The following is a 22,732-nucleotide window of genomic DNA, read 5'->3' as shown; positions in this document are numbered from 1 at the left end:
CCGTGAGCCCGAACCGCCCCGCGCACCCCGCCCTCGCGGGGGTGCCCTTCTCCGTCCTCGACCGCTCGCGCGTACGCGAGGGCCGCCCGCCCGCGGAGGCGCTGCGCGACACCGTCGACCTCGCCCGCCGCGCCGACCGGCTGGGCTACCACCGGTTCTGGGTCTCCGAGCACCACAGCGTCCCGGGGGTGGCCGGCTCCGCCCCCACGGTGCTGGCGGCCGCCGTCGCCGCCGCCACCTCGGCGATCCGGGTGGGCACCGGCGGGGTGATGCTGCCGAACCATCAGCCGCTCGTCGTGGCAGAGCAGTTCGGCGTCCTCGAGGCCCTCTTCCCGGGTCGGATCGACCTGGGCCTGGGCCGTTCGGTCGGGTTCACCGACGGCATCCGGCGGGCGCTCGGCCGCGGGGTGGCCGACGCCGACGGCTTCGAGGAGCAACTGGCCGAACTGCTCGGCTGGTTGGACGGCACCCAGACCGCCCACCCCCAGGTGCACGCCCGCCCGGCCGAGGGCCTCGCCATCCCCCCGTACGTGCTGGCCACCGGCGAGGGCGCGGGCATCGCGGCCCGGGCCGGGCTGCCCCTGGTCGTGGGCGACCTGCGGCGCCGCGACCGGCTGCTGGCCGCGGTCGACGCGTACCGCCGCGGCTTCCGCCCCTCCGCGTGGGCGGAGCGCCCGTACGTGGTGGTCTCCGGCACCGTGGCGGTCGCCGGGACGGAGGCGGCGGCCCGCCGCCTGCTCGTGCCGGAGGCGTGGGCGACGGCGTACTCGCGCACCCGCGGCAGCTTCCCCCCGCTGGCCCCGGCCGAGCAGGTCGAGGGGCTGGAGATGACGCCGAAGCAGCGCGGGTTCTACGAGGCCGCCCTGTCCGGCCACGTCCACGGCACGGAGGAGCAGGTGGCCGCCGAGCTGGGCGGGGCGGTCGTCGAGAGCGGCGCCGACGAGGTGCTCGTCACCACGAGTACCTACGACCGCGCGGCCCTGCTGGACTCCTACGACCGCCTGGCCCGGCTGGCCGGGCTCACCGCGCGGCCGGCGCCGGCGGACCCTCGACCGGCTCCTGGAGCTCCGTGACCCAGCCGCCGCGGTCCTCGGGGCACTCCAGGTAGAGCTCGCGGGCGTAGCCGCGCGACCGGTAGCCGTTGGCGTCGATCCAGGCCGCCAGGGTCTGGGCGGTGGGCAGCACGTCGTCCATGGAGCCGCGGTGGACGACGGTGGCGGCCGCCTCGACCGCCGGCAGCTCGACGATCTCGAAACCGCCGGCCGCGGCCGCCGCAGCGGTGGCCGACGCGGGGACGGGCAGCGCGGCGTGCACGAGGACCGCCCCCGATCCGGAGCCGTCCGCGCCGTCCGCGCCTTCCGCGCCTTCCGCTCCGGCGGCCGCGGCCCGGTCGGCCACGGACGCCCGCGGGTGGTCCTCGTACAGTGCGACGGCGGGGCCGGTCGGTTCGACGCCCGCCTCCGCCAGTCGCCGGCACAGCTCGTCGAACAGCGGGCCGACGACCGGTCCGACGGCCTCGGGCTCGAAGCCCTCGGCGACCGCGCTCAGCCAGGCCACGCGTACGGCCGGGATCCGCTTGACGACGACGTCGTGGGTGCTCATGCGCCCCTCGCTCTCGATGGACCGGAGCCTCGCCTCGACCTGGGCCAGCCGGGCCTCGGCCGCCGCCCGCGCCGCCGCCAGTTCGGCCCGGCGCAGCCGCAGCATGGCCCGCAGTTCCTCGGCCCCGACCTTGTCGTCGAGGATCTCCCCCACCTGCTGGAGGGTGAAGCCGAGGTCCTTGAGGGCGATGACGCGGTTGAGCCGGGCGAGCTGGGCCGCCTCGTAGGAGCGGTAGCCGGTGAACGGGTCCACGAGGGCGGGCCGCAGCAGGCCGAGGGCGTCGTAGTGCCGCAGCATGCGGACCGATACGCGGCCGTGCCGGGCGAAGTCTCCGATGGTGAACATGACGTCCCCTACTGCACGGCCTCACACGGTGTCAGGGTCAAGTGTCGCCCGTCGCGCCCCGGCGCCCACGGCCGGGTCCCGGGGGGACCGCCGCCTAGAATCGGACAAATGCACAGCGTGGACGTACGACCCGACGGATCCCCCGACCCCTACGTGCGCGTCCGGGGGGCGCGCGAGCACAACCTGCGCGGGGTCGACGTCGACATCCCGCGCGGCGCCCTGACCGTGTTCACCGGCGTCTCCGGCTCCGGCAAGTCCTCGCTGGCCTTCGGCACGATCTACGCCGAGGCCCAGCGGCGCTACTTCGAGTCGGTGGCCCCCTACGCACGGCGGCTGATCCACCAGGTGGGAGCGCCGAAGGTCGGGGAGATCACCGGGCTGCCGCCGGCGGTGTCGCTGGAGCAGCGCCGCTCGGCCGCGGGCTCGCGCTCGTCCGTCGGGACCGTGACGCTGCTGTCGAACTCGCTGCGGATGCTCTTCTCGCGCGCGGGCACCTACCCGGCGGGGGCGGAGCGGCTGGACTCCGACGCCTTCTCCCCCAACACCGCCGCCGGCGCGTGTCCGGACTGCCACGGCCTGGGCCGGATCCACCGCACCAGCGAGGAGCTGCTGGTCCCCGACCCGTCCCTGTCGATCCGGGACGGCGCCGTCGCGGCCTGGCCGGGGGCCTGGCAGGGCAAGAACCTGCGCGACGTGCTCGACGCGCTCGGCTACGACGTGGACCGGCCGTGGCGGGAGCTGGACCCGAAGGACCGGGAGTGGATCCTCTTCACGGACGAGCAGCCCGTGGTCACCGTGCACCCCGTGCGGGACGCGGAGCGGATCCAGCGCCCCTACCAGGGCACCTACATGAGTGCGCACCGCTACGTCATGCGCACCTTCTCCGACACCAAGAGCCACACGCTGCGGGCGCGGGCGGAGAAGTTCCTGACCTCCGTGGCGTGTCCGGGCTGCGCGGGCAGCCGGCTGCGGCCGGAGGCGCTGGCGGTGACGTTCGGGGGGCGGACGATCGCGGAGCTCGCCGCGCTGCCGCTGACCGGGCTGGCGCGGGTGCTGGCGGAGGGCGCCGGCGGCGCCGGGGAGGCGCCCGGGGCGGCTCCGGGCGCGGGCGAGACCGCCCGGGTGCTCACCGGGGACCTGCTGGGACGGATCGCCACGGTCACCGAACTCGGCCTGGGCTACCTGTCCTTGGACCGCACGGCACCGAGCCTGTCGGCGGGCGAGCTGCAACGGCTGCGGCTGGCCACGCAGTTGCGCTCGGGGCTGTTCGGCGTCGTGTACGTGCTGGACGAGCCGTCGGCCGGGCTGCACCCCGCCGACACCGAGGCGCTGCTGGGCGTACTGGACCGGCTCAAGGCGGCCGGGAACACGGTGTTCGTGGTGGAGCACCACCTGGACGTGGTGCGGCACGCGGACTGGCTGGTCGACGTCGGGCCACGGGCCGGAGAGCACGGCGGGCGGGTCCTGCACTGCGGTCCGCCGGCCGGGCTCGCGGAGGTGGCCGGGTCGGCGACGGGCCGGTTCCTGTTCGCCGACGGTCCGGCGCCGGCGCGGGGGGTGCGCCGTCCGGCCGGCCGGATCGCGCTGTCGGGCGTGACCCGCAACAACCTGCGCGACCTCGACGTCGACTTCCCGCTCGGGGTGTTCACGGCCGTGACCGGCGTCTCGGGCTCGGGCAAGTCCACGCTGGTCGGCCGCGCCCTGGCGGAGACGGTGGCCGAGCGCCTGGCGGCCGGGGACGGGACCGCGGGACCGGTGACGCGGCTGGTGGAGGTCGACCAGAAGCCGATCGGGCGCACGCCGCGGTCGAACCTGGCCACGTACACGGGCCTGTTCGACGTCGTGCGCAAGATCTTCACGGGGACCGCGGAGGCGAAGGCGCGCGGCTACAAGACCGGGAGGTTCTCCTTCAACGTGCCGGGCGGGCGGTGCGAGACGTGCCAGGGCGAGGGCTTCGTCTCGGTGGAGCTGCTCTTCCTGCCCAGCACGTACGCGCCCTGCCCGGACTGCGCCGGCGCGCGCTACAACCCGGAGACGCTGGAGGTGCGGCACGAAGGCCTGAACATCGCCGAGGTGCTGGAGCTGACGGTGGAGTCGGCCGAGGGGTTCTTCGCCGGTGTCCCGGCCGCCGCGCGCAGCCTGCGCGCCCTGCGCGGGATCGGTCTCGGCTACCTCCGGCTGGGTCAGCCCGCCACGGAGCTGTCGGGCGGCGAGGCGCAGCGCATCAAGCTGGCGGCGGAGCTGCAGCGGGTGCGCCGCGACCACACGCTCTACCTGCTGGACGAGCCGACGACCGGGCTGCACCCGGCCGATGTGGAGGTGCTGCTGGCGCAGTTGCACGGGCTGGTGGACGCGGGGCACTCGGTGGTCGTGGTCGAGCACGACATGGACGTGGTCGCCGGGGCGGACTGGGTGATCGACCTCGGCCCGGGCGGCGGTGAGGCGGGCGGCCGGGTCGTGGCGGCGGGTCCGCCGGCGGCGGTCGCCGGGGCGGCCGGCAGTCGTACGGCGCCCTACCTCGCGCGGCGGCTGGCGCCGCGGGCCGCGTCGGGCGGATGACGGCGGCCCGCAGCATCTGCTGCCCGGCGACGCGTAGCGCCGGTGACGCGTCCCTGCGCGCCCGCGGCCGGGGCGCGCGGGTCAGCGGCGGGCCTTGCGGGTGGCGCGCAGCCACTCGCGGTTCATCGCGGCGATGGACGGCAGCGGGATGCCCTTGGGGCAGGCGGTGGCGCACTCGCCGGTGAGGGTGCAGCCGCCGAAACCCTCGTCGTCCATCGCGGCGACCATGTCGAGGACGCGGGTCTCGCGCTCGGGCGCGCCCTGCGGCAGCACGTTCAGGTGGTTGACCTTGGCCGAGGTGAAGAGCATCGCCGAGCCGTTGGGGCAGGCCGCCACGCACGCCCCGCAGCCGATGCACTCGGCGTGCTCGAAGGCGGAGTCGGCGTCGGCCTTGGGGACCGCGGTGGCGTGCGCCTCGGGGGCCGAACCGGTCGGGGCCGTGATGTAGCCGCCGGCCTGGACGATCCGGTCGAAGGCGGTCCGGTCCACCACGAGGTCCTTGACGACCGGGAAGGCCGCGGCCCGCCACGGCTCCACGTCGATGGTGTCGCCGTCGGCGAAGGCCCTCATGTGGAGCTGGCAGGTGGTGGTCCGCTCGGGTCCGTGCGCGTCGCCGTTGATGACGAGGCTGCACGCTCCGCAGATGCCCTCGCGGCAGTCGTGGTCGAAGGCCACCGGGTCCTCGCCCCGCAGCAGGAGGTCCTCGTTGAGGGTGTCGAGCATCTCCAGGAACGACATGTCGGGGGAGACGTTCTCGACCCGGTAGGTGACCATGGCTCCGGGGGCGTCGGCGTTCTTCTGGCGCCAGACGCGCAGGTCGATCCTCATGCGTAGCTCCGCTGGGTGGGGTGGACGTACTCGAAGACGAGGTCCTCCTTGTGGAGGACGGGCGCGGGGGCGGCTCCGGAGCCGTCGGGCGTGCCGTACTCCCAGGCGGCCACGTACGAGAACTCCTCGTCGCGGCGGGCCGCCTCCCCGTCGGGCGTCTGGGACTCCTCCCGGAAGTGACCGCCGCAGGACTCGCTGCGGTGCAGGGCGTCGAGGCACATCAGCTCGGCGAGTTCGAGGTAGTCGACGATCCGGTTGGCCTTCTCCAGCGACTGGTTCAGCTCCTCGCCCGTACCGGGGACCTTCACGCGGCGCCAGAACTCCTCCCGGACGGCGGGGATGCGGTCGAGCGCCTTGCGCAGGCCGGCTTCGTCGCGGGCCATTCCGCAGTGCTCCCACATGAGTTCGCCGATCTCGCGGTGGAAGGAGTCGGGGGTGCGGTCGCCGTCGACGGCCAGCAACCGCTCCAGCCGTTCGCGGGTCTCCCGTACGGCGGCCACGGCGGCGGGGTGGGTGTCGTCGACCGGGGCCGGGTCCACGGCGGGCAGGCGGGCCAGGTAGTCGCTGATGGTGGCCGGGAGCACGAAGTAGCCGTCGGCGAGGCCCTGCATGAGGGCGGAGGCGCCGAGCCGGTTCGCGCCGTGGTCGGAGAAGTTGGCCTCGCCGACGGCGAACAGTCCGGGGACGGTGGTCTGGAGGTCGTAGTCGACCCAGAGGCCGCCCATCGTGTAGTGCACGGCCGGGTAGATCCGCATGGGGACCTCGTACGGGTCCTCGGCGGTGATCCGCTCGTACATCTCGAAGAGGTTGCCGTACTTCTCCGCCACCGCGTCCCGGCCCATGCGGCGGATGGCGTCGGCAAAGTCGAGGTAGACGCCCTGGCCGCCCGGTCCGACGCCGCGGCCCTCGTCGCAGACGTTCTTGGCGGCCCGGGAGGCGATGTCGCGGGGCACGAGGTTGCCGAAGGACGGGTAGACGCGCTCCAGGTAGTAGTCCCGCTCGTCCTCGGGTATGTCGGCAGCCGGACGGGTGTCGCCCTTGGCCTTGGGGACCCAGATCCGGCCGTCGTTGCGCAGCGACTCGCTCATCAACGTCAGCTTGGACTGGTGGTCGCCGGTGCGCGGGATGCAGGTGGGGTGGATCTGGGTGAAGCAGGGGTTGGCGAAGTACGCGCCGCGCCGGTGGGCCCGCCAGACGGCGGTGGCGTTGGAGTTCATGGCGTTGGTGGAGAGGTAGAAGACGTTCCCGTAGCCGCCGGTGGCGAGGACGACGGCGTCAGCGAAGTACGTGGTCACCGCGCCGGTGACCAGGTCGCGGGCGACGATGCCGCGGGCCCGGCCGTCGACGACGACCAGGTCGAGCATCTCGGTGCGGGCGTGCATCTCGACGTTGCCGGCGGCGATCTGCCGCGACAGTGCCTGGTAGGCGCCGAGCAGCAGCTGCTGGCCGGTCTGGCCGCGGGCGTAGAAGGTGCGGGAGACCTGGACGCCGCCGAAGGAGCGGGTGTCGAGGAGACCGCCGTACTCGCGGGCGAAGGGCACGCCCTGGGCCACGCACTGGTCGATGATCTCGACGGAGATCTGGGCGAGGCGGTGGACGTTGGACTCGCGGGCCCGGAAGTCGCCGCCCTTGACGGTGTCGTAGAAGAGGCGGTGGACCGAGTCGCCGTCGTTGCGGTAGTTCTTGGCGGCGTTGATGCCGCCCTGGGCGGCGATGGAGTGGGCGCGGCGCGGGGAGTCCTGGAAGCAGAACTGGACGACGTGGTAGCCCTGTTCGGCGAGGGTGGCGCCGGCCGCACCGCCGGCGAGGCCGGTGCCGACGACGATCACGGTGTGCTTGCGCCGGTTGGCGGGGTTGACCAGCTTGGCCTCGAAGCGGCGGCGGTCCCAGCGGTCGGCGACGGGGCCCGCGGGGGCCTTGGTGTCGACGAGGGGGGCGCCGGTGGTGTAGCGGGGGGCGCCGGTGGCGTGGTGGGGGGTCCCGGTGGGGGACGGGTTCGGGTTCGGGTTCGTGCTCATGGTCAGTGCACCACTCCGGTCATGACGGCGACGGGGACGGAGACGAAGCCCGCGGTCAGCACCAGTGCCAGGACGGAGGCCGCGGTCCGGAACAGGCGGTCGCGGGCGGCGCTGCCGGCTCCCAGGGTCTGCGCCGCGCTCCAGAAGCCGTGCCGGACGTGCAGACCGAGCGCGAGCATCGCGATGATGTAGATCGTGTTGCCGTACCAGGTCGAGAAGGTCGCGAGCACGTTCTCGTACGGATGCCCCTGCCAGGCCCGCTCGTTCACGGTGAGCGTGGTCAGGTCGAGGAGGTGCCACACGATGAACAGGCCGAGGATGACCCCGCCCCAGCGCATGGTGCGGGTCGCGTAGCTCGCGCGGCGCCGGCGGTGGGCGTAGCGCACCGGGCGGGCCTTGATGTCACGGCGGCTGAGCTGGTACGCGCTGACCGCGTGCGCGATCACCGCGGCGAGCAGCACGATCCGGGCGGCCCAGAGCCCCCAGTGACTGTGGAGGAAGGGTTCGCCCATGTGCCGCAGCCAGTGGGCGTAGCCGTTGAACTCCTCCGGGCCGAAGAAGATCTTGAGGTTGCCCATCATGTGGACGACCAGGTACGCGAGCATGACCAGCCCGGAGACGGCCATGACGGTCTTCTTGCCGAGCGTGGAGTTCCAGAGGAGGCGCGGGAGGGACGGCCTGCGGCCGGGGGTCGGGGGGCGGTCCGTGCGCGTTGCCAGAGCAGCCATGACGAAAAGGCTAGGGACGGAGGTATCGAAAGGTCCAAGACATGGAGCGGCTGATGTTGATAGGGCTGGCCTATGGAGGGCTAGGCTGGCGGCCATGCAGTTCCAGCAGCTGGTGTACTTCGTGGCCGTGGCCGAGACCCGTCACTTCACCCGGGCCGCCGAGCGGGTCCACGTGGCCCAGCCCTCGCTCTCCCAGCAGATCAAGGCACTCGAACGGGAGCTGGGCGCCGAGCTGTTCAGCCGCGCCCGGGGCAACGTCGCACTGACCGAGGCGGGCGAGGCCCTGCTCCCGCTGGCCCGGCGGATCCTGGCCGACACCGACACCGCACGGCTGGAGGTGCAGGAGCTGGTGCAGCTGCGGCGCGGCCGGATCCGGCTGGGTGCCACCCCGAGCCTGTGCACCGGTCTGCTGCCCGACGTGCTGCGGGCCTTCCACGACGCGCACCCGGGCATCCGGCTGCTGATCGAGGAGGGCGGCTCGCACGACCTCGTACGGGAGCTGGCGCGCGGCGCCCTGGACCTGGCGCTCGTCGCGCTGCCGCTGCCTCCCGCGGCACCCGCGCTGACGACGGTGGAGCTGCTCACCGAGGACCTGGTGGTGGTGACGGCCGCGGAGTCGGATCCGCCGGGCGGCGGCGGCCCGCTGGCGGTGGCGGACCTGCGCGACGAGCCGATGGTGATGTTCCGGCACGGCTACGACCTGCGGGAGCTGACGGTGGCGGCCTGCCGGGCGGCCGGGTTCGAGCCCGCGTTCACGGTGGAGGGCGGGGAGATGGACGCCGTACTGGGCTTCGTACGGGCCGGGCTCGGGCTCGCCGTGGTTCCGGCGATGGTGGCGGACCGCGCGGGTCCGGGACTTCGCACCACGCCGCTCGCAGGATCGCCGCTGCGGCGCACCGTCGCACTCGCACACCGCACGGACGTCGCCCCGCCGCGAGCGGCCCGGGAGCTGCGCAGGGTGCTGCTGGCGGGGCGGCAGGGGCCGGTCTGACCATCCGCCGGACAGGTGGCGGCCCGGGGATCTACAGTCCGAGGCATGTTGGACTTTCAGGTGCTCGGCAGCATCGCCGGGATCGGCGGCCTGGCCCTCGGAACGCTGGTCCTCCTGTACCGCGACTTCGTCCGCAACATCATCCGGGAGAAGATGTTCCGGACGCTGACCGGCGCCCAGGCCACGGCCCTCTTCGGCGCCGTCATCACGTTCACGTTCGCCATCGCCATCCTCGGGATCTTCGCCACGCTGGCGGACGGGGCCGGTGCGCAGCGCTTCCTCCTCCTGGTGGGTCTCGTCCTCGGCTTCCTCCTGGTGGTCCTGCTGCTGGTGGGGCGCTACGCGGCCGCGGACACCGGATCCGGGCGGCCGTCCGGGGCGGCGGACGAGCGTGCGCCGGCCAAGGTGGCGCGCCTGGTGGCGGCCGGCGAGGCCGACCGGGCCGAGCGCGCCCTGGAGTCGGCGGGCATGGACCGGGAGGCCGAGGAGTACTGGTACTGGAAGGCCAGGATCGCCCTCGCCCGCGGGAACACGGCGGTGGCCTCGGGGTACGTCGACGAGGCCCTCGCTCTCGATCCGCGCAACCCGCACGGCATCGCCCTGAAGATCAGGATCCTGCTGGTGGGAGGGGCGGCGCCGGACCGCGCGCAGGCGCAGCGGCTCGCCACGGGGAGCGAGGGCCTCGGTTCCGAACTGGACGTCTGGCTGAGGCGGTTGCGCGCCGAGGGGATGTTGGACGGCCGGGTGCACACGGACACCGAGCTGGACGCGCGATGCCCGCTGCCCGCCCGTGCGTGAGGCCCGGAACAGGATCTGACTGCGGGACCGCCCGAGGCCCCCGCCCCCACCACACGGACAAGGATTCGGACGAGGTGCCCATGAACAACCCCCCGAGCGGCCCGCGGACGGACAGGACCGCCGTGCTCTACGTCCCCCGACCCGACCTCGGCGTCGTGCCGGCCGCGGCCGAGCGGGAGGCCCGCGACCGGGCCGGAGCCCGCGGGCTGGTGCTGGTGGACCGGACGGCGGGGGACGAGGCGGAGGTCGACGCGTTACTGCGGAGCCACCGGCCGGACTGCGGGGTGTACGTGCTGCCGCTGTCCGACGAAGGCGTGCCGGGGAGGAGCTGGGGTCCGGGAGCGTTGCTCTCCGTCGGTCTCACGCTCGTGCTCGCCGACGACCGGGCCCGGGAGTCCGCCCGGGACGACCTCCCGCCGGACCGCTGGGCGGTGCTCCTGCCGACCGGTCTGCACCAGGCGGGCCCGCCCGACGCCGTGCTGCGCCGCCGCGAGGCGCACTGCGAGGCGTACGCGCGGCGGCACGGGCTCGGGCCCGTCGTGCAGGTCCTGGAGGACCGGCACGCGTACTGGACGTTCGTCCGCTCCCTGCAGATCGGCACCGTCGACCCGGCTGCGACGGTGGTCGTCGTCCATCCGAACGCCCTCACCGGCCTGTCCGGCGAGGACCGGGCGTACGCGCGTTGGCTCGGTGAGGGGCGGGTGCTCCGTTCCGCGGGGGCGGCGAGGGACTTCCGCAGGTACACGGTGGGGCTGCGGTTCCAGCGGGGCGCCGGGAACAGTGGGATCGTCCGCCCGCCGGACGCGGTGCGCAGCCCGGAGGGTGACGCGCTCGGGCCCCTCGACGCGCTGCCCGACTCCGGGCGCGCCGCCGGCAACGTGCCGGGGTCCGCGGAGCCGATGGACCGGCCGGCCGGCCGGTCGACCGCGCGCTCCACGGAGCACCCGGGTGGCCAGGACGGGGCGCGGGGACCGCACACCAGCGCCCCGCGGCGGCGCGTGGCCGTGTCGGACGACGATGAGGACGTCCTGGAGGCGCGGTCCGTCAAGGTCGACAGGATCACCAGCTTCGACCACTACGCCACCGCCTACCAAGCCGGGGGCGCCATGGTCGTCGGGGCCCAAGCCGCCGGCGGGGGGACTGCCGGCTGGGGCTTCAGCAGCCCGCACTCCGGCGACGCCGGCCCCGCCGGACGTCCGAGCGGGGTGCCGCTCCCCCACGACGGCCTGTTCATCCGCCGGAGCGCCGCCTTCGGCACCCGCTCGGTGCTCGGGATCTCCGACCTCATCGACAGCGGGGTCATGGTGGAGCAGGAGGACATCCGCTTCGACGACTTCGTCGCCTCGCGCACGGACCAGGTGCCGGAGCCGGGCGCGGGCGAGGCGCTGGCGGTCAGCCACGGGATCGCGCCGGTGCCCGGCGACTCCAAGGCCCACGAGGAGAGCACCCACTTCGTCGAGATCGCCCTGAAGGCCGGCGCGGCCGGGGCCCCCGGCACCGTGGCGAAGGCCCCGCTACCGGTGAACTTCGTGTTCGTCGTGGACACCAGCATCTCCATGCGGGGCGAGAAGCTCGACACCGTGAAGTCCGCGCTCCAGGAGATCTACGAGCGGCTGCGCCCGGCGGACTCCCTCGGCATCGTCACGTTCGCCACCGGCGTGTCCACCCTGCTCCAGGGCACGCGCAAGGAGGACCTGGCGCCGGAGCGGTTCGCCGCGATCGTGGCGGGCATGAGCGCCGACGGCGGCACCGACATCAACCTCGGCCTCCAGTACGGGATCGCCGAGATCGGCCGGCAGGCGGCCGGCGGCCGCACCGTCAACCGGCTCTACCTCTTCTCCGACGGCGACCCGACGTCCGGCGAGACGCATTGGATCACGATCCGCAAGAACGCGGCGGCCCGGCTCCGCGGCGACCTGACCCTGTCGTGCTTCGGCTTCGGCTCGGACGCCCGGATGACCGAGCTCTCGGCCCTCGCCGGGACAGCCGGGGGGCACTGCACCTTCGTCACCCGGCCCGAGCAGGTCCGTACCGGCCTTCTGGAGGACCTGAACCGGCGGGACCACCTGGCCGCGATCGACCTCCAGTTGCGCATCGACATCGACCCTGCGGTGACCGTGTGGCACCTGTACGGGCACGACCTGGTCACCGAGCCGAGGGTGCGGGCCCGGGTGCTGCGTGACGCGGACGAGGCGGCCAGGACGGCACGGGAGGAGTACGGCACCGACCCGCTGCCCGACCTGATCACGGACGAGAAGGGGATCCGGATCTTCGCGCCGGACCTGGCGTTCGGCGAGACGTACTGGGTGGTGCTGGAGGTGCAGGTGCCGGACGACTGGGACCCGGCGGACGGGGTGGGCCGGGCCACCGTGCAGTACGTGGACACGGCGGCCCGGGCCGGCCGCAGCTACGAGCCGGAGCTGGTGGGTGCGGCGGCTCCCGGGCGGCCTGCCGGGGGCCCGGTGCTGAGCGAGGAGACGGTGGTGGTGCACGCGGTCGGGCTGTGGACGAGCGAGGTCACCTTCCACGCGCTCGACGACCTGTACGACAACGACCGCCACCGGGCGGGGCAGCGGTTGACCCAGCACGCGGAGACGCTCAAGAAGGTCCACCAGGCCTACCCGGCGCAGGAGTTCGTCGACGACCGGGTCACGATGGAGAAGTTGAAGATGCTGGCCGGGGCACTGGGGACGCCCGTCTCCTACACCGACGGGGGCGCGGTACCGGCGGGCGCACTCCCCCTCATGGCCGGCGCGATCCGGGCCATGGGCGACTTCGGGCGGGTCAGGTCCGGCTTCACGGCCTTCTAGGACCCTTCCAGGACTGGTGGGCGTCGGCCGCGTCGAGGCCGGTGGCCAGCATCCCGAAGGCGCGGTCGGCGTCGGCCAGGGCCCGCGGGTAGAGCGCGTCGGCGGTGCGGCCGCCGGCGATCCGGCGCCAGTTCTCGCGCCCGAGCTCGCGGCGGACGGTGACCAGGTGGAGGGCGGCCAGCCGCGCCTCCAACGGCGAGCCGTACTCCGGCAGGAGCTCCTCGGTGAGCAGCTCCACCTCGCGGGCGGTGTAGTGCTGGAGCCGGTCGGCGAGGTCCGGAGTGGTGTAGAGGAGGCGCTGGAAGGCCACCACGTCCGGGTGGTCGCACAGGCCCGTGATCGGGTCCCGCCCGGCGAGGGCGGTGCGGAAGTGCTCGTGCAGCGCCCGGACGGGGGTGAGGCCCGCGGGGCGGGCGCGCACGACGCGGGCGGCCTCGTCCTGGTGGTCCGCGAAGCGGTCCAGGACCAGGTCCTCCTTGCTCGGGAAGTAGCGGAACAGCGTGGGCTTCGAGACCTCGGCCGCCGCCGCGATCTCGGCCACCGACACCTCCCCGAAGCCGCGCTCGAGGAACATCTCCAGCGCCGTGTCCGCCAGGTGGCGGCGGGTGCGCAGCTTCTTCGTCTCCCGCAGGCCGGGCGAGGTCTCCATGCCCGGCACTGTATCAGAGCAGATGCAACCAAGTTAATTTCGTTACCGGGTTGCATTTTCGGGGTCGGTGCGGTTTTCTGGATGCACGGAGCGGTCACGCAGCGTGATTGCTCCCTGCAGAACCGTGCTGCGCGGCCGTTCCGGCCGCGCGGCGGACCAGGAGGGGGATCGCGATGTCCGAGATGACGACGCAGGACGTGACCGGCGCGACGGGCGGCAGCGGCTCGGCGGGCTCCGGGGGTACGACGGGCGGTGCGGAGGTGCTGGTCGTGGGTGCCGGCCCGACGGGGCTGACGCTCGCCTGCGACCTGAGCCGCCGCGGGGTGGCCGTGCGCGTGCTGGAGCGGGCGGCGCGGCCGCACCGCGAATCGCGGGGCAAGACCCTGCATCCGCGCTCGCTGGACGTGCTCACCGACCTCGGGGCGGGCGAGGGCATCGCGGCGACCGGCACCGCGCACCAGGTGTTCCGCAAGTACTTCGACGGGGAGCACGTCAGCGACACCGACCCGTTCGCCCCGGCCGAGGCCGGCGCGAGCGCCGCCCGCTTCGACAGTGCCGTGTTCCTCGCCCAGTGGCAGACCGAGGGCTTCCTGCGTGAGCGGCTCGAAGAGCTCGGCGGGCGCGTCGAGTTCGGCGCCGAGGTGACCGCCCTGTCCCAGGACGCCGAGGGCGTGCGGGCGACCCTGGCCGACGGCAGCGTGGTGACGGCGGCCTACGCCGTCGGGTGCGACGGCGGCCGCAGCACGGTCCGCAGGCTGCTCGGCGTGGCCTTCGAAGGGCACGGTGGGGGTGGGGCCGAGGAGTCGATGGTCGTCGGGGACGTGGAGGCGCCGGGGCTGAGCCGGGACGTGTGGCACCAGTGGTTCACCGACGGGGGCGCGGTGCTCATGTGGCCCGTCCCGGGGACCGAGACCTTCCAGTTCCAGGCCGGGATCGAGCGGGACGCGGAGGGGGCGGCGGTGCCTCCGTCGCTGGAGGGCTTCCAGCGGGCCTTCGACCGGCACGCCAAGGTACCGGGGATACGACTGGGCGAGGCGACGTGGCTGTCCACGTGGCGGGTCAACGTCCGCATGGCCCGCAGCTACCGGCGGGGCCGGGTGTTCCTCGCCGGGGACGCCGCGCACGTCCACCCCATCGCGGGCGGGCTGGGCATGAACACAGGCATCCAGGACGCGTTCAACCTGGGCTGGAAACTGGCCGAGACCCTCGCCGGCCGCGGCGGTCCGGAGCTGCTCGACACCTACGAGGAGGAGCGTCTGCCGATAGCCGCATGGACTCTCAAGATCACGGACGATCGCATGCGGCACGTGGTCTCCGCGGTCCGGACGCCCGGCACGGGCATCGAGGAGGCGCTGACCGACGAGGTGCCCACCGGGTACCGGTGGAGCTCACTGGCCGGAGCGCAGGGTACGGCGGCGCTCGCGCCGGGCGACGTGGCGCCCGACGTGCGGCTGGCCGGCGGCGGACGGCTGTACGACGTCCTGGCCGGGCCGGAGTTCACCCTGCTCGGCATCGGCGCCGGAGCCGGGACCGCGCTGCGCGAGGTGGCCGACGGCTGGTCCGGGCCGCTGCGGACCCATCGGGTGGCGCCGGCCGACGAGGCGGCCGTACGCGGGGCGTTCGGTGTCCCGGGCGAGGCCCTGGTGCTCATACGCCCCGACCACCACCTGGCGCTGCTCGTGCCGGGTGCCGACCCGGAGCCCGTGGCGGCGTGGCTCCGGGGACGGGCTCGCTGAGGGGTGCGGCGGGGCGGCACCGGAGGTCAGGGGGTGACGGCGTCCGAGAGCGAGAGGGCGTGGATGCGGTCGGGGGCACCGGGGCGGGCGTAGTACCAGCCCTGGGCCGTGTCGCAGCCCAGCTCGCGCAGCTGGCGGGCCTGGGCTCCGGTCTCCACGCCCTCGACCGTCACGGCCAGTTCGAGGCTGTGCGCCAGCGCGACGATGCCTTCCACGATCTTCACGTCCACCGGATCGGCGGGCTGCTGCTGCATGCCCCGGGTGAAGGAGCGGTCCAGCTTGAGGACGCTGACCGGGAGCCGGCGGAGGTTCGCCAGGTTCGAGTAGCCGGTGCCGAAGTCGTCGAGGGCGATGTCCACACCCATCGCGGCGAGCCTGCGCAGGGGCTCGAGCAGCTCGTCGTCGGCGCCGATGAGGGCGGACTCGGTGACCTCCAGGCACAGGGCGCCCGGTTCGAGTCCGGAACTCTCCAGCACCCGGAGGGTGTCGGCGACCAGTCCGGGGTGGTGGAGCTGGGTGGGCGAGAGGTTGACGTTGACCCGCAGGGGTCCGCCGGCGGCCCGGCCGCCGTGCTGGCGCTGCCACTCCCGGGCCTGCCGGACCGATTCTTCAAGGACCCAGCGGCCGAGCGGCACGATCAGCCCGGTGCGTTCGGCGAGCGGGATGAAGCGGTCCGGGCCGAGCACCCCGTACTGCGGGTGCGACCAGCGCACGAGGGCCTCCGCGCCGTGCACGCTGCCGTCGTGCAGGTGCACCAGCGGCTGGTACTCGATGAAGAACTCGCCGCGCTCGAGGGCGGCGGGCAGCGCGTTGGTCAGGCCGTGGCGGGTGATGGCGCGGGCGTCGGCCTCGGCGTCGGCGATCTCGAAGCGGTTGCCGCCCGCGCCCTTGGCCCGGTACATCGTGATGTCGGCGCTGCGCAGCACCTCGGCGGGGGTCCGCTCACCGGCCGGTCCCTCGACGATGCCGATGCTGCCGCGGACGGTGAGCTCGCGGCCCTCGAGGCGGATGGGCGTGGACAGGGCGGTGAGGATGCGCACGGCCAGCTCGGTGACCTCCTCCTCGGTGTTCGGGCCCGTGGTCAGGGCCACGAACTCGTCCCCTCCGAGCCGGGCCACCATCTCGCCGGCCGCGGTGGCGCACGCCTGGAGGCGGTCGGCGACCTCGACGAGGAGCCGGTCGCCGGCCGAGTGGCCGAGGCTGTCGTTGACGGCCTTGAAGCCGTCGAGGTCGAGGTAGCAGAGTCCGAAGCGGCTGCCGTCCTTGGCGGAGAGGGCCTTCTCCAGGCGCTCGAAGAACAGGGTGCGGTTGGGCAGGCCGGTCAGCGCGTCGTGGGTGGCCTCGTAGCGCAGCCGGAGGTTGAGCAGCCGCCGTTCGGTGGTGTCCTCCATCAGCGCGAGCTGGTACTGGGGCTTGCCGTCGGCGTCACGCAGGAGGGAGACGGTCAGGTTGGTCCACAGCACGGTCCCGTCGTGCCGGTAGTAGGGCTTCTCGACGCGGTAGTGGTCACGTTCGCCGCGGACGAGCTCGCCGTACATCTTCCAGACGTTCGGGGCGTCCTCGGGGTGGCCCCACTCGGCCACGTTGCGGCTGCGGACGTGGCCGTCCATGCCGCCGAACATGCGCAGCAGGGCCTCGTTCACCTCCAGGACGTTGCCGTCGAGGTCCGCGATGCCGATGCCGACGGCGGCGCCCTCGAAGACGGCGCGGAAGCGCTCCTCGCTGGCGTGCAGGGCCACCTGCGCGTCGGAGCGGGCCGTGAGGGCGGAGCGGGCGATCGCCTCCTGCTCGCTCAGGGTGCGCTCGCGCAGCGCGCGGGCGAAGCCGGCGGCCAGGCCGTGCTGGAGCCGCGCGCAGCGGGCCCGGTACTCCTCGGCGCTCTCCGTGCCGCCGTCGGAGCAGTACAGCACCAGGTACGCCTCGATGACCCCGAGGGTGCCGGACAGGGCCTCGGGGTCGGTGCAGTGCGTCTCGACCAGGTAGGCGCCGACCCGCTGGGCGGGCGAGGCGTCGAACGGGCGGGCGTGGAGGGCCTCGGAGAGGACTCGGGCCTGGGGCAGCAGGTGATCCTCGAGTTCCTGACGGGTGAGGGAGGTGGCGGTGGCGGGGAAGATGGCCCGGCTCCAGATCCTGGCGAACCGGACGACGCGGTCCTCCGCAACCTCGGACCGCGTCGCGGAGCCCTCCGCCTGGGCGGGAAGTCTCACGCCTTGCGTCCCACTCCGGCGAAGCCCGCGAAGGCGTACGCGTCCTCCTGGCCCTCGGGGGCGTCCGGGCGCCAGAGGGGCATCGACACCAGGCCGGGCGCGACGAGCTCGAAGCCTTCGAAGAAGCCGGCGACCTCGTCGCGGTTGCGCATGACCAGGGGGTTGCGGGCGTCGCGGTAGACCTGGACCGTGCCGCTGGCCACCTCCTCCGGCAGCGGGATGCCCTCGTACGAGGCGTGCGTGAGGACGAGCAGGCTGCCGGGGGCGAGGGCGTCGCGCAGCTCGGCCACGTGCGCGTACGGGTCGTCACCGTCCTCCAGGAAGTGCAGGACCGCGACGAGGAGCAGGGCCACGGGGCGGTCGAGGTCGAGGAGGTCGGTCACCTGGGGACTGTTCAGGATGTCCTGCGGCTTGCGCAGGTCGGCGGGGACGATGTCGGTGCGCTCGTCGCCGGCGAGGACGGCCCGGCTGTGCGCCACGGCGACCGGGTCGTGGTCGACGTAGACGACGCGGGCCCGCTCGCTGGCGGCCTGGGCGACCTCGTGGACGTTGCCGAAGGTGGGGATGCCCGAGCCGATGTCGAGGAACTGGGTGATGCCCTCCGCCACGGCGTAGCGGACGGCGCGCCGCATGAACGCACGGTTGGCCTGCATGGTCTTGGGGAGGCCCGGCATGAATTCCATGGCCCGGCGGGCCGTCTGCCGGTCGACCTCGAAATTGTGCGACCCACCCAGGTAGTAGTCGTAGATGCGGGACACGCTGGGCACCGATATGTCGATGCCGGGCGGTGCCCAGTGCGGGCGGTCCATCGAGGTCTCCCCATGCCGAGTCGTCTACTGCCGCAGGAGAATCTACTGATCATTGCTCATAGGGGCGAGTCAAAGCGGAAATTGGCGATCCGTTCTTCGTCACACACCAAAGGCACGTGCCAGAGCGGGATCACCTGTTGACTGAAACCGACAAATCCCTTTTGGAACGTGAAGACGCACGCCCGCATCGCGCCCGTGTCACGTTCACCTTTGGCTCAAACCTGTAGGGTCGAAAGACCGCCCGTTCAGGGGAATCAGCCGCCACTCCCGCGTGCCGGCTCGTTCCCGAGCCCATGCTCCCGGCGTGACGAGACCCCCTGCCCCGCGGTTAGGACGCTCCTTCCGCGCCGCCCCGCACCGGCGACTGGTGCCCGGCGGCCCCCGTCAGGAACACGTCCGCGACGGGGGACCGGTGAGCGGAGGCAGCGGCTCCGGGCCGGCGGGCCCTCTCGTTTCCCCTCGACGGCCGCGCGGACGCGGACCGTGGGCGGGCGGCAGCGCGCTGGGGGCGGTCGCACTGGTGCTGTGGCTGCTCCTCGGCAGCGCTCCCGCGGGTGCCGACAGCTGCGCGTACGCGAGCATCGGGCCCGACGGCATCACGGCCGTGGCGGTGGCGGGTGACGGCGGTGGTGAGGCGTACGGCGGGCGGCACTGCGGGTGCCGGCCCCGTCAGGGGCCCGGCGGGGACCGCGACCGCGACGACGGCGGCGAAGCGTTCGGGGGCCGGCATTGCGGCTGCCGGCCGCACGACGACCGCGGCCGCGGACACGACCACCACGGGCGGGGCCGCGGACGGGGGCACCACTGCGACCCGAAGCCGACGCACTCCCCCACCCCGAAGCCCACACCCAGGCCCACCCAGAAGCCGACGCACAAGCCGACGCCGAAGCCCACCCCGACCGCCGAGCCGACCCCGACCCCGCGGCCCACGCCCACCCCGAAGCCGCGGCCGACCCGTCCGCGACCCACCCTCGAGCCCCGGCCCACCCCGCCCCGGCCGGTCCGGGCCGCTCCCGCGCCGCCCCGGCCGCGGCCCGTACGGACCGTGGCGGAGCCACCGCGGCCGAGCCTGACCCCGCCGCCGAAGGCGCGCCCCCGTCCGGTGGCCCGGCCCGCCTACCGGGCCCCCGCGCGCAAGCCGCGCGAGCACCACGTCTCGGTGCTCACCTTCACGCTGCTCGCCACCGCCCCCGCGGTGCTCGCCATCGTCGCCCTGCGTCCGCGCTGACCCCCACCCCGCCCGGCGCCCGACACCCGGCATCCGGCATCCGCACGCCACCCCGGGCCCGCGCGGCCGCAGCGGCGGGGGCCGGCCCCGGCGGCCCGTACGCCAGCCGAACGACAGCCGACAGACAGCCGACAGACAGGAGTGAACGTGTCGGAGTGGCTCGTCCTGACCATCGCGATGGCCGCGGCCTGCGCGGTGGTGCTCTCCATCGCCCTACTGAACAACCGCCGGATCGGCGAGGACGACGACCCCAACGAAACCCCCGACGTCATCGAGTACATGACGATGATGATCGGCGTGATCTACGCGATCGTCCTGGGGCTGGCGATCGCCGGTGTCTGGGAGGCCCGCGGGGCGGCCCAGGAGTACGTGCGCCAGGAAGCGCAGGCCCTGCACGAGGTGAGCGTGCGCTCCGAGGTCTACCCGCCCCAGGTGCGCGCCCGGATCCGGGCCGACGCGGAGGCGTACGTGTCGTACGTCGTCACCACGGAGTGGCAGGTGATGGCGGACCAGGACCGCCTCACCACCCACGGCGACCGGCTGCTGGAGAAGGTGCGCCGCGACGTCACGGACTACGAGCCCCGCACCGACCACGAGGGGCAGGCCTACCAGCCGCTGGTCGACCAGGTGGGCGTGGCGGACGACGCCCGCAGCGGGCGCGCGTCGAGCGTGGGCGCGGTCATGCCGGGCGTGGTGTGGTTCGGCCTGATCGCGGGAGCGCTGGTGACGGTGGGGCTGGTCTTCACGCTGCAGATCCGCCGCTCGTTCCGCGAGCTGCTGCTCGCCGGCCTCTTCAGCGCCCTGATCGCCTTCCTGCTGTTCCTCGTCTGGGACTTCGACGCCCCGTTCAGCCGCGGCATCTCCGCCACGGCGGAGCCCTTCCTCCGGTACTTCCCGTCCGCCCGCCCCTGACCGGTGCGCCCGCCGGCGGCCCGTGGCGGCCGCCGCGGCACCGGCGGGGCCGGGCGGCGGATCCGGTGGGCCAGGGGGCGCGCCGCGGTGGTCCCCCGGGTGGCCGAGCAGGAACCCCCATTCGCCCGACTCTGATCGCGGGCGGAGGCGGCCGGACCTAGCGTGGCGGACATCGAGGCGCACCATCCGTCACTTGTGGAAACGGTTCCGCAGATGCTCCTCGGGACCCGGAGGACTGACCATGTCCGCGATACGCACCGCGTCCGCCGCCCTGCTCGCCACCGGTGCCGTGGGAGCCGCCCTCGCGTTCGGCGCGACGTCGACCGCGGCGGCCCCGGCGACCGGACCGCAGCAGCCCGTCACCTCGTTCGGCTTCGCCATCACGCCGGCCACGGTCGCCCCCGGCGGCCAGGTCACGCTGTCGGTGAGCGGCTGCGACGCGTCCTTCGCCACGGCCTCCTCCGGCGTCTTCGACACCGTGAGCATCCCGCGCGGCCAGAGCGTGCGGGTCACCGTGGACCGGGACGCCCGCCGCGGCGCCGTCTACTCGGTGACCTTCACCTGCAACAACGAGAACGGCTCCGCCGACCTGACCATCGCCGGTGGCAGCACGAGCCGGCCCACCACCAGTTCCACCACCGTCTCGCGCGGCGTGCGCGGCGGTGTGGGCGGCAGCATCGCCGGCATGGACCCGGGCGAGATCGCGGCCGGTGCGGGGCTGTTCATCGCGGCGGGCCTCGGTACGGCGTACGTGGTCCGGCGTCGTGCGGCCGCCCGTCGCCACTGACCCGCACACCTGCGCTCCCGCGCTCCCGCGGAGCCTGCAGCGTGCACCGGCCGCGCGCAGGGCGGGGCGACGACGGACGCCCGTCGCCCCGAGTCCTGGCCGGGACTCGGGGCGACGGGCGGTTCCGCGGCCCGACCGGGGAGGTTCGGCCGGTCAGACGCGGGCGCGGGTCGCACGCACGCGGCGGCGCATCAGGTGGATCCCCGCGCCCAGGGCCGCGCTGCCCACCAGGCCCGCGCCGATGGCGGTCTCGGTGGTGCTGGGCCCGAACGAGCCGCCCAGGCCGCCCTGCGCACCGCGGGCGGCGAGGACCTCGAACTCCCGGCTGCCCTCGCGCTCGCTGCCGTTGCAGCGGACGTGGACCTCGTGGCGGCCCGGGCGGGCGTGGTCGTGGATGCGGACGGTGGCGAAGCCGATGGACCCCGGCGACAGCCGCTCCGAGTCGAAGGTGTTGTCGCGCGAGAACACCAGCCCGCCCTGCTGGCAGCCGGCGGCGCTGACCTGCATGGTCGAGCCCTGGTGGACCCGGAAGGGGCTGACGGTGATGTTGGTGGGCCCGTTGCCCCCCGGCGCGCCGCCCGCGGCGGCGATCGGTGTCGCGAGGCCGACCACGGCGAGCGCCGCGGCGGCTGTCAGTGCGTGTGCAGCACGCATGGTGGAACCTCCAGCGGGAAGCGCCCCGGAGCGGTGGCTCCGGGATGATCGACGAGAACGCATCCCATGACGAACCATCACCTTCCGCCGCAATCGCCGCATTTCTTCCGTGGTCCGCCCGATGGAGGCGACACGCCGGGACCGTTCGGTGCGTCACCGACGGATGCGCAGGTCACGCCCCATCGGATGGTTATGTGACATTTACTCGAACGGGTGCATCCCATCCGGCTCTCCGCCACCCGTTCGCCCTTCCCTCCTCGCCTTCCCGCCCGCGCCGACTTAGCGTGCGTGGAGAAGGGGGGAAGAGAACGCGGGAATCCGGATCCCGCGTCGGGAAGGGAGAGCCATGACCGAGGACGAGCACGGGCAGCCGCGGCGGCGGTCCCCCTGGGGGGCACTGGCCCTGGTCATGCTCACCGGCCTCGCCATGATGCGGAACGGGGCGGACGTCGACCCGGGGCCGCCCCAGCCCGCCGCGGCCGCCGCCGTCAGCACCTCCGGTACCGGTGCCGCCACGGCGGCCCCCGTACCGCCGACCGACCTCCAGGAGTTGGGGCACTCGACGGTGGAGCGCATCCGCATCCCGTCGATCAACGTCGACGCGCCCGTGATGTCCGTCGGTCTCGACGCGGAGGGATGGATCGACGCGCCCCCGCCCCAGGACTCCAACCTGGCCGGCTGGTACCTCAACGGCATCGCGCCCGGCCAGCGCGGCTCGGCGGTGATCGTCGGCCACGTCGACAACGACAAGGGTCCGGCGGTGTTCTACGGCCTCGGCGCGATCCGCAAGGGCGCGCACATCGAGGTGAGCCGGTACGACGGCAAGACGGCGGTGTTCGAGGTGTACGGGGTGGAGGTGTTCTCCAAGAACGACTTCCCCGGCGCCCGGGTGTACGGGGACACGGGCCAGCCCGAGCTGCGCGTCATCACCTGCGGGGGCGGCTACTCGCGGGCCCGCGGCTACGACGGCAACGTCGTCGTCTTCGCCCGCATGGTCGACTCCCGCTGACGGGGACCGGGGCACCGCCGGGCCGGAGGCCGAGGGCCGAGACCGAGAGGCCGAGGCCGAAG

18 protein-coding genes are annotated in these 22,732 nt (G+C 73.9%); 10 read left to right on the top strand and 8 right to left on the bottom strand.

The window, feature by feature from the left end; genetic code table 11:
- Positions 1-2: 2 nt before the first annotated feature.
- Positions 3-1,073 carry an LLM class flavin-dependent oxidoreductase gene (locus tag IF43_RS0105130; protein ID WP_234331952.1) on the top strand — a complete coding sequence of 357 codons (1,071 nt, stop codon included), beginning with the start codon at positions 3-5 and terminating at the stop codon, positions 1,071-1,073.
- Here IF43_RS0105130 and IF43_RS0105125 read toward each other — a convergent pair.
- On the bottom strand, positions 1,021-1,947 hold the full coding sequence (locus IF43_RS0105125; RefSeq protein ID WP_030194399.1) for a MerR family transcriptional regulator: 927 nt from the start codon (positions 1,945-1,947) through the stop codon (positions 1,021-1,023). The genes IF43_RS0105130 and IF43_RS0105125 overlap by 53 nt on opposite strands.
- Positions 1,948-2,055: 108 nt before the next feature.
- Here IF43_RS0105125 and IF43_RS0105120 point away from each other — a divergent pair, with 108 nt between their 5' ends.
- Positions 2,056-4,506 carry an excinuclease ABC subunit UvrA gene (locus IF43_RS0105120; protein WP_030194397.1) on the top strand — a complete coding sequence of 817 codons (2,451 nt, stop codon included), beginning with the start codon at positions 2,056-2,058 and terminating at the stop codon, positions 4,504-4,506.
- Positions 4,507-4,587: 81 nt separating this feature from the next.
- Here the strand turns inward: IF43_RS0105120 and IF43_RS0105115 are convergent, their stop codons facing one another.
- The 3 genes from IF43_RS0105115 to IF43_RS0105105 are packed head-to-tail and all read right to left on the bottom strand — an operon-like array spanning position 4,588 to position 8,080.
- Positions 4,588-5,334, bottom strand: coding sequence for a succinate dehydrogenase/fumarate reductase iron-sulfur subunit (locus IF43_RS0105115; RefSeq protein WP_030194394.1), 747 nt, complete (start codon positions 5,332-5,334; stop codon positions 4,588-4,590).
- Positions 5,331-7,352 (bottom strand): fumarate reductase/succinate dehydrogenase flavoprotein subunit, encoded by a 2,022-nt coding sequence (locus IF43_RS0105110; RefSeq protein WP_051794700.1) that lies wholly within the window; start codon positions 7,350-7,352, stop codon positions 5,331-5,333. Before IF43_RS0105110 ends, IF43_RS0105115 begins: the two co-directional genes overlap by 4 nt.
- A gap of 2 nt (positions 7,353-7,354) precedes the next feature.
- The gene (locus tag IF43_RS0105105; protein ID WP_030194390.1) at positions 7,355-8,080 is read right to left on the bottom strand and encodes a succinate dehydrogenase; all 726 of its coding nucleotides are present in this window, start codon (positions 8,078-8,080) and stop codon (positions 7,355-7,357) included.
- A gap of 94 nt (positions 8,081-8,174) precedes the next feature.
- Here IF43_RS0105105 and IF43_RS0105100 point away from each other — a divergent pair, with 94 nt between their 5' ends.
- From IF43_RS0105100 to IF43_RS0105090, 3 genes are all read left to right on the top strand, one after another.
- Entirely contained in the window at positions 8,175-9,071 is an 897-nt protein-coding gene (locus tag IF43_RS0105100) for a LysR family transcriptional regulator (protein ID WP_030194389.1), read from the top strand.
- A gap of 45 nt (positions 9,072-9,116) precedes the next feature.
- A complete protein-coding gene (locus tag IF43_RS0105095; protein WP_234331951.1) occupies positions 9,117-9,869 on the top strand; it encodes a hypothetical protein in 753 nt (250 codons plus the stop codon).
- Between the two features lie 80 nt (positions 9,870-9,949).
- Complete coding sequence (locus IF43_RS0105090) at positions 9,950-12,679, top strand: VWA domain-containing protein (protein ID WP_030194387.1); 2,730 nt, start codon at positions 9,950-9,952, stop codon at positions 12,677-12,679.
- On the opposite strand, the gene IF43_RS0105085 is transcribed toward IF43_RS0105090, so the two are convergent.
- Positions 12,666-13,328 (bottom strand): TetR/AcrR family transcriptional regulator, encoded by a 663-nt coding sequence (locus IF43_RS0105085; RefSeq protein WP_051794738.1) that lies wholly within the window; start codon positions 13,326-13,328, stop codon positions 12,666-12,668. The two genes, IF43_RS0105090 and IF43_RS0105085, sit on opposite strands and share 14 nt — an antisense overlap.
- A gap of 173 nt (positions 13,329-13,501) precedes the next feature.
- Here IF43_RS0105085 and IF43_RS0105080 point away from each other — a divergent pair, with 173 nt between their 5' ends.
- Positions 13,502-15,064 (top strand): FAD-dependent monooxygenase, encoded by a 1,563-nt coding sequence (locus IF43_RS0105080; RefSeq protein WP_267884727.1) that lies wholly within the window; start codon positions 13,502-13,504, stop codon positions 15,062-15,064.
- A 26-nt stretch (positions 15,065-15,090) separates the two neighbouring features.
- On the opposite strand, the gene IF43_RS0105075 is transcribed toward IF43_RS0105080, so the two are convergent.
- Positions 15,091-17,271, bottom strand: a complete 2,181-nt coding sequence (locus IF43_RS0105075; RefSeq protein WP_030194379.1) for a bifunctional diguanylate cyclase/phosphodiesterase — start codon at positions 17,269-17,271, stop codon at positions 15,091-15,093.
- The gene (locus IF43_RS0105070) at positions 17,268-18,080 is read right to left on the bottom strand and encodes an SAM-dependent methyltransferase (protein ID WP_030194376.1); all 813 of its coding nucleotides are present in this window, start codon (positions 18,078-18,080) and stop codon (positions 17,268-17,270) included. Before IF43_RS0105070 ends, IF43_RS0105075 begins: the two co-directional genes overlap by 4 nt.
- 520 nt (positions 18,081-18,600) lie before the next feature.
- Here IF43_RS0105070 and IF43_RS40405 point away from each other — a divergent pair.
- From IF43_RS40405 to IF43_RS0105055, 3 genes are all read left to right on the top strand, one after another.
- Positions 18,601-19,308: a hypothetical protein gene (locus tag IF43_RS40405; RefSeq protein ID WP_051794698.1), complete on the top strand. Its 708-nt coding sequence runs from the start codon at positions 18,601-18,603 to the stop codon at positions 19,306-19,308.
- Positions 19,309-19,455: 147 nt separating this feature from the next.
- Positions 19,456-20,220 (top strand): DUF4239 domain-containing protein, encoded by a 765-nt coding sequence (locus IF43_RS0105060; RefSeq protein ID WP_030194372.1) that lies wholly within the window; start codon positions 19,456-19,458, stop codon positions 20,218-20,220.
- 241 nt (positions 20,221-20,461) lie between these two features.
- A complete protein-coding gene (locus IF43_RS0105055) occupies positions 20,462-21,007 on the top strand; it encodes a hypothetical protein (RefSeq protein ID WP_030194369.1) in 546 nt (181 codons plus the stop codon).
- A 153-nt stretch (positions 21,008-21,160) separates the two neighbouring features.
- On the opposite strand, the gene IF43_RS0105050 is transcribed toward IF43_RS0105055, so the two are convergent.
- A complete protein-coding gene (locus tag IF43_RS0105050; RefSeq protein WP_030194366.1) occupies positions 21,161-21,661 on the bottom strand; it encodes a hypothetical protein in 501 nt (166 codons plus the stop codon).
- A 346-nt stretch (positions 21,662-22,007) separates the two neighbouring features.
- Here IF43_RS0105050 and IF43_RS0105045 point away from each other — a divergent pair, with 346 nt between their 5' ends.
- Positions 22,008-22,670 (top strand): class F sortase, encoded by a 663-nt coding sequence (locus IF43_RS0105045; RefSeq protein ID WP_030194362.1) that lies wholly within the window; start codon positions 22,008-22,010, stop codon positions 22,668-22,670.
- The last annotated feature ends 62 nt before the right edge of the window (positions 22,671-22,732 follow it).

This window comes from Streptomyces sp. NRRL S-87 (assembly GCF_000719335.1).
GTDB lineage: Bacteria > Actinomycetota > Actinomycetes > Streptomycetales > Streptomycetaceae > Streptomyces.
Note: the sequence above shows the minus strand (reverse complement) of the source record. Positions and strands in the feature narration are given on the sequence as shown.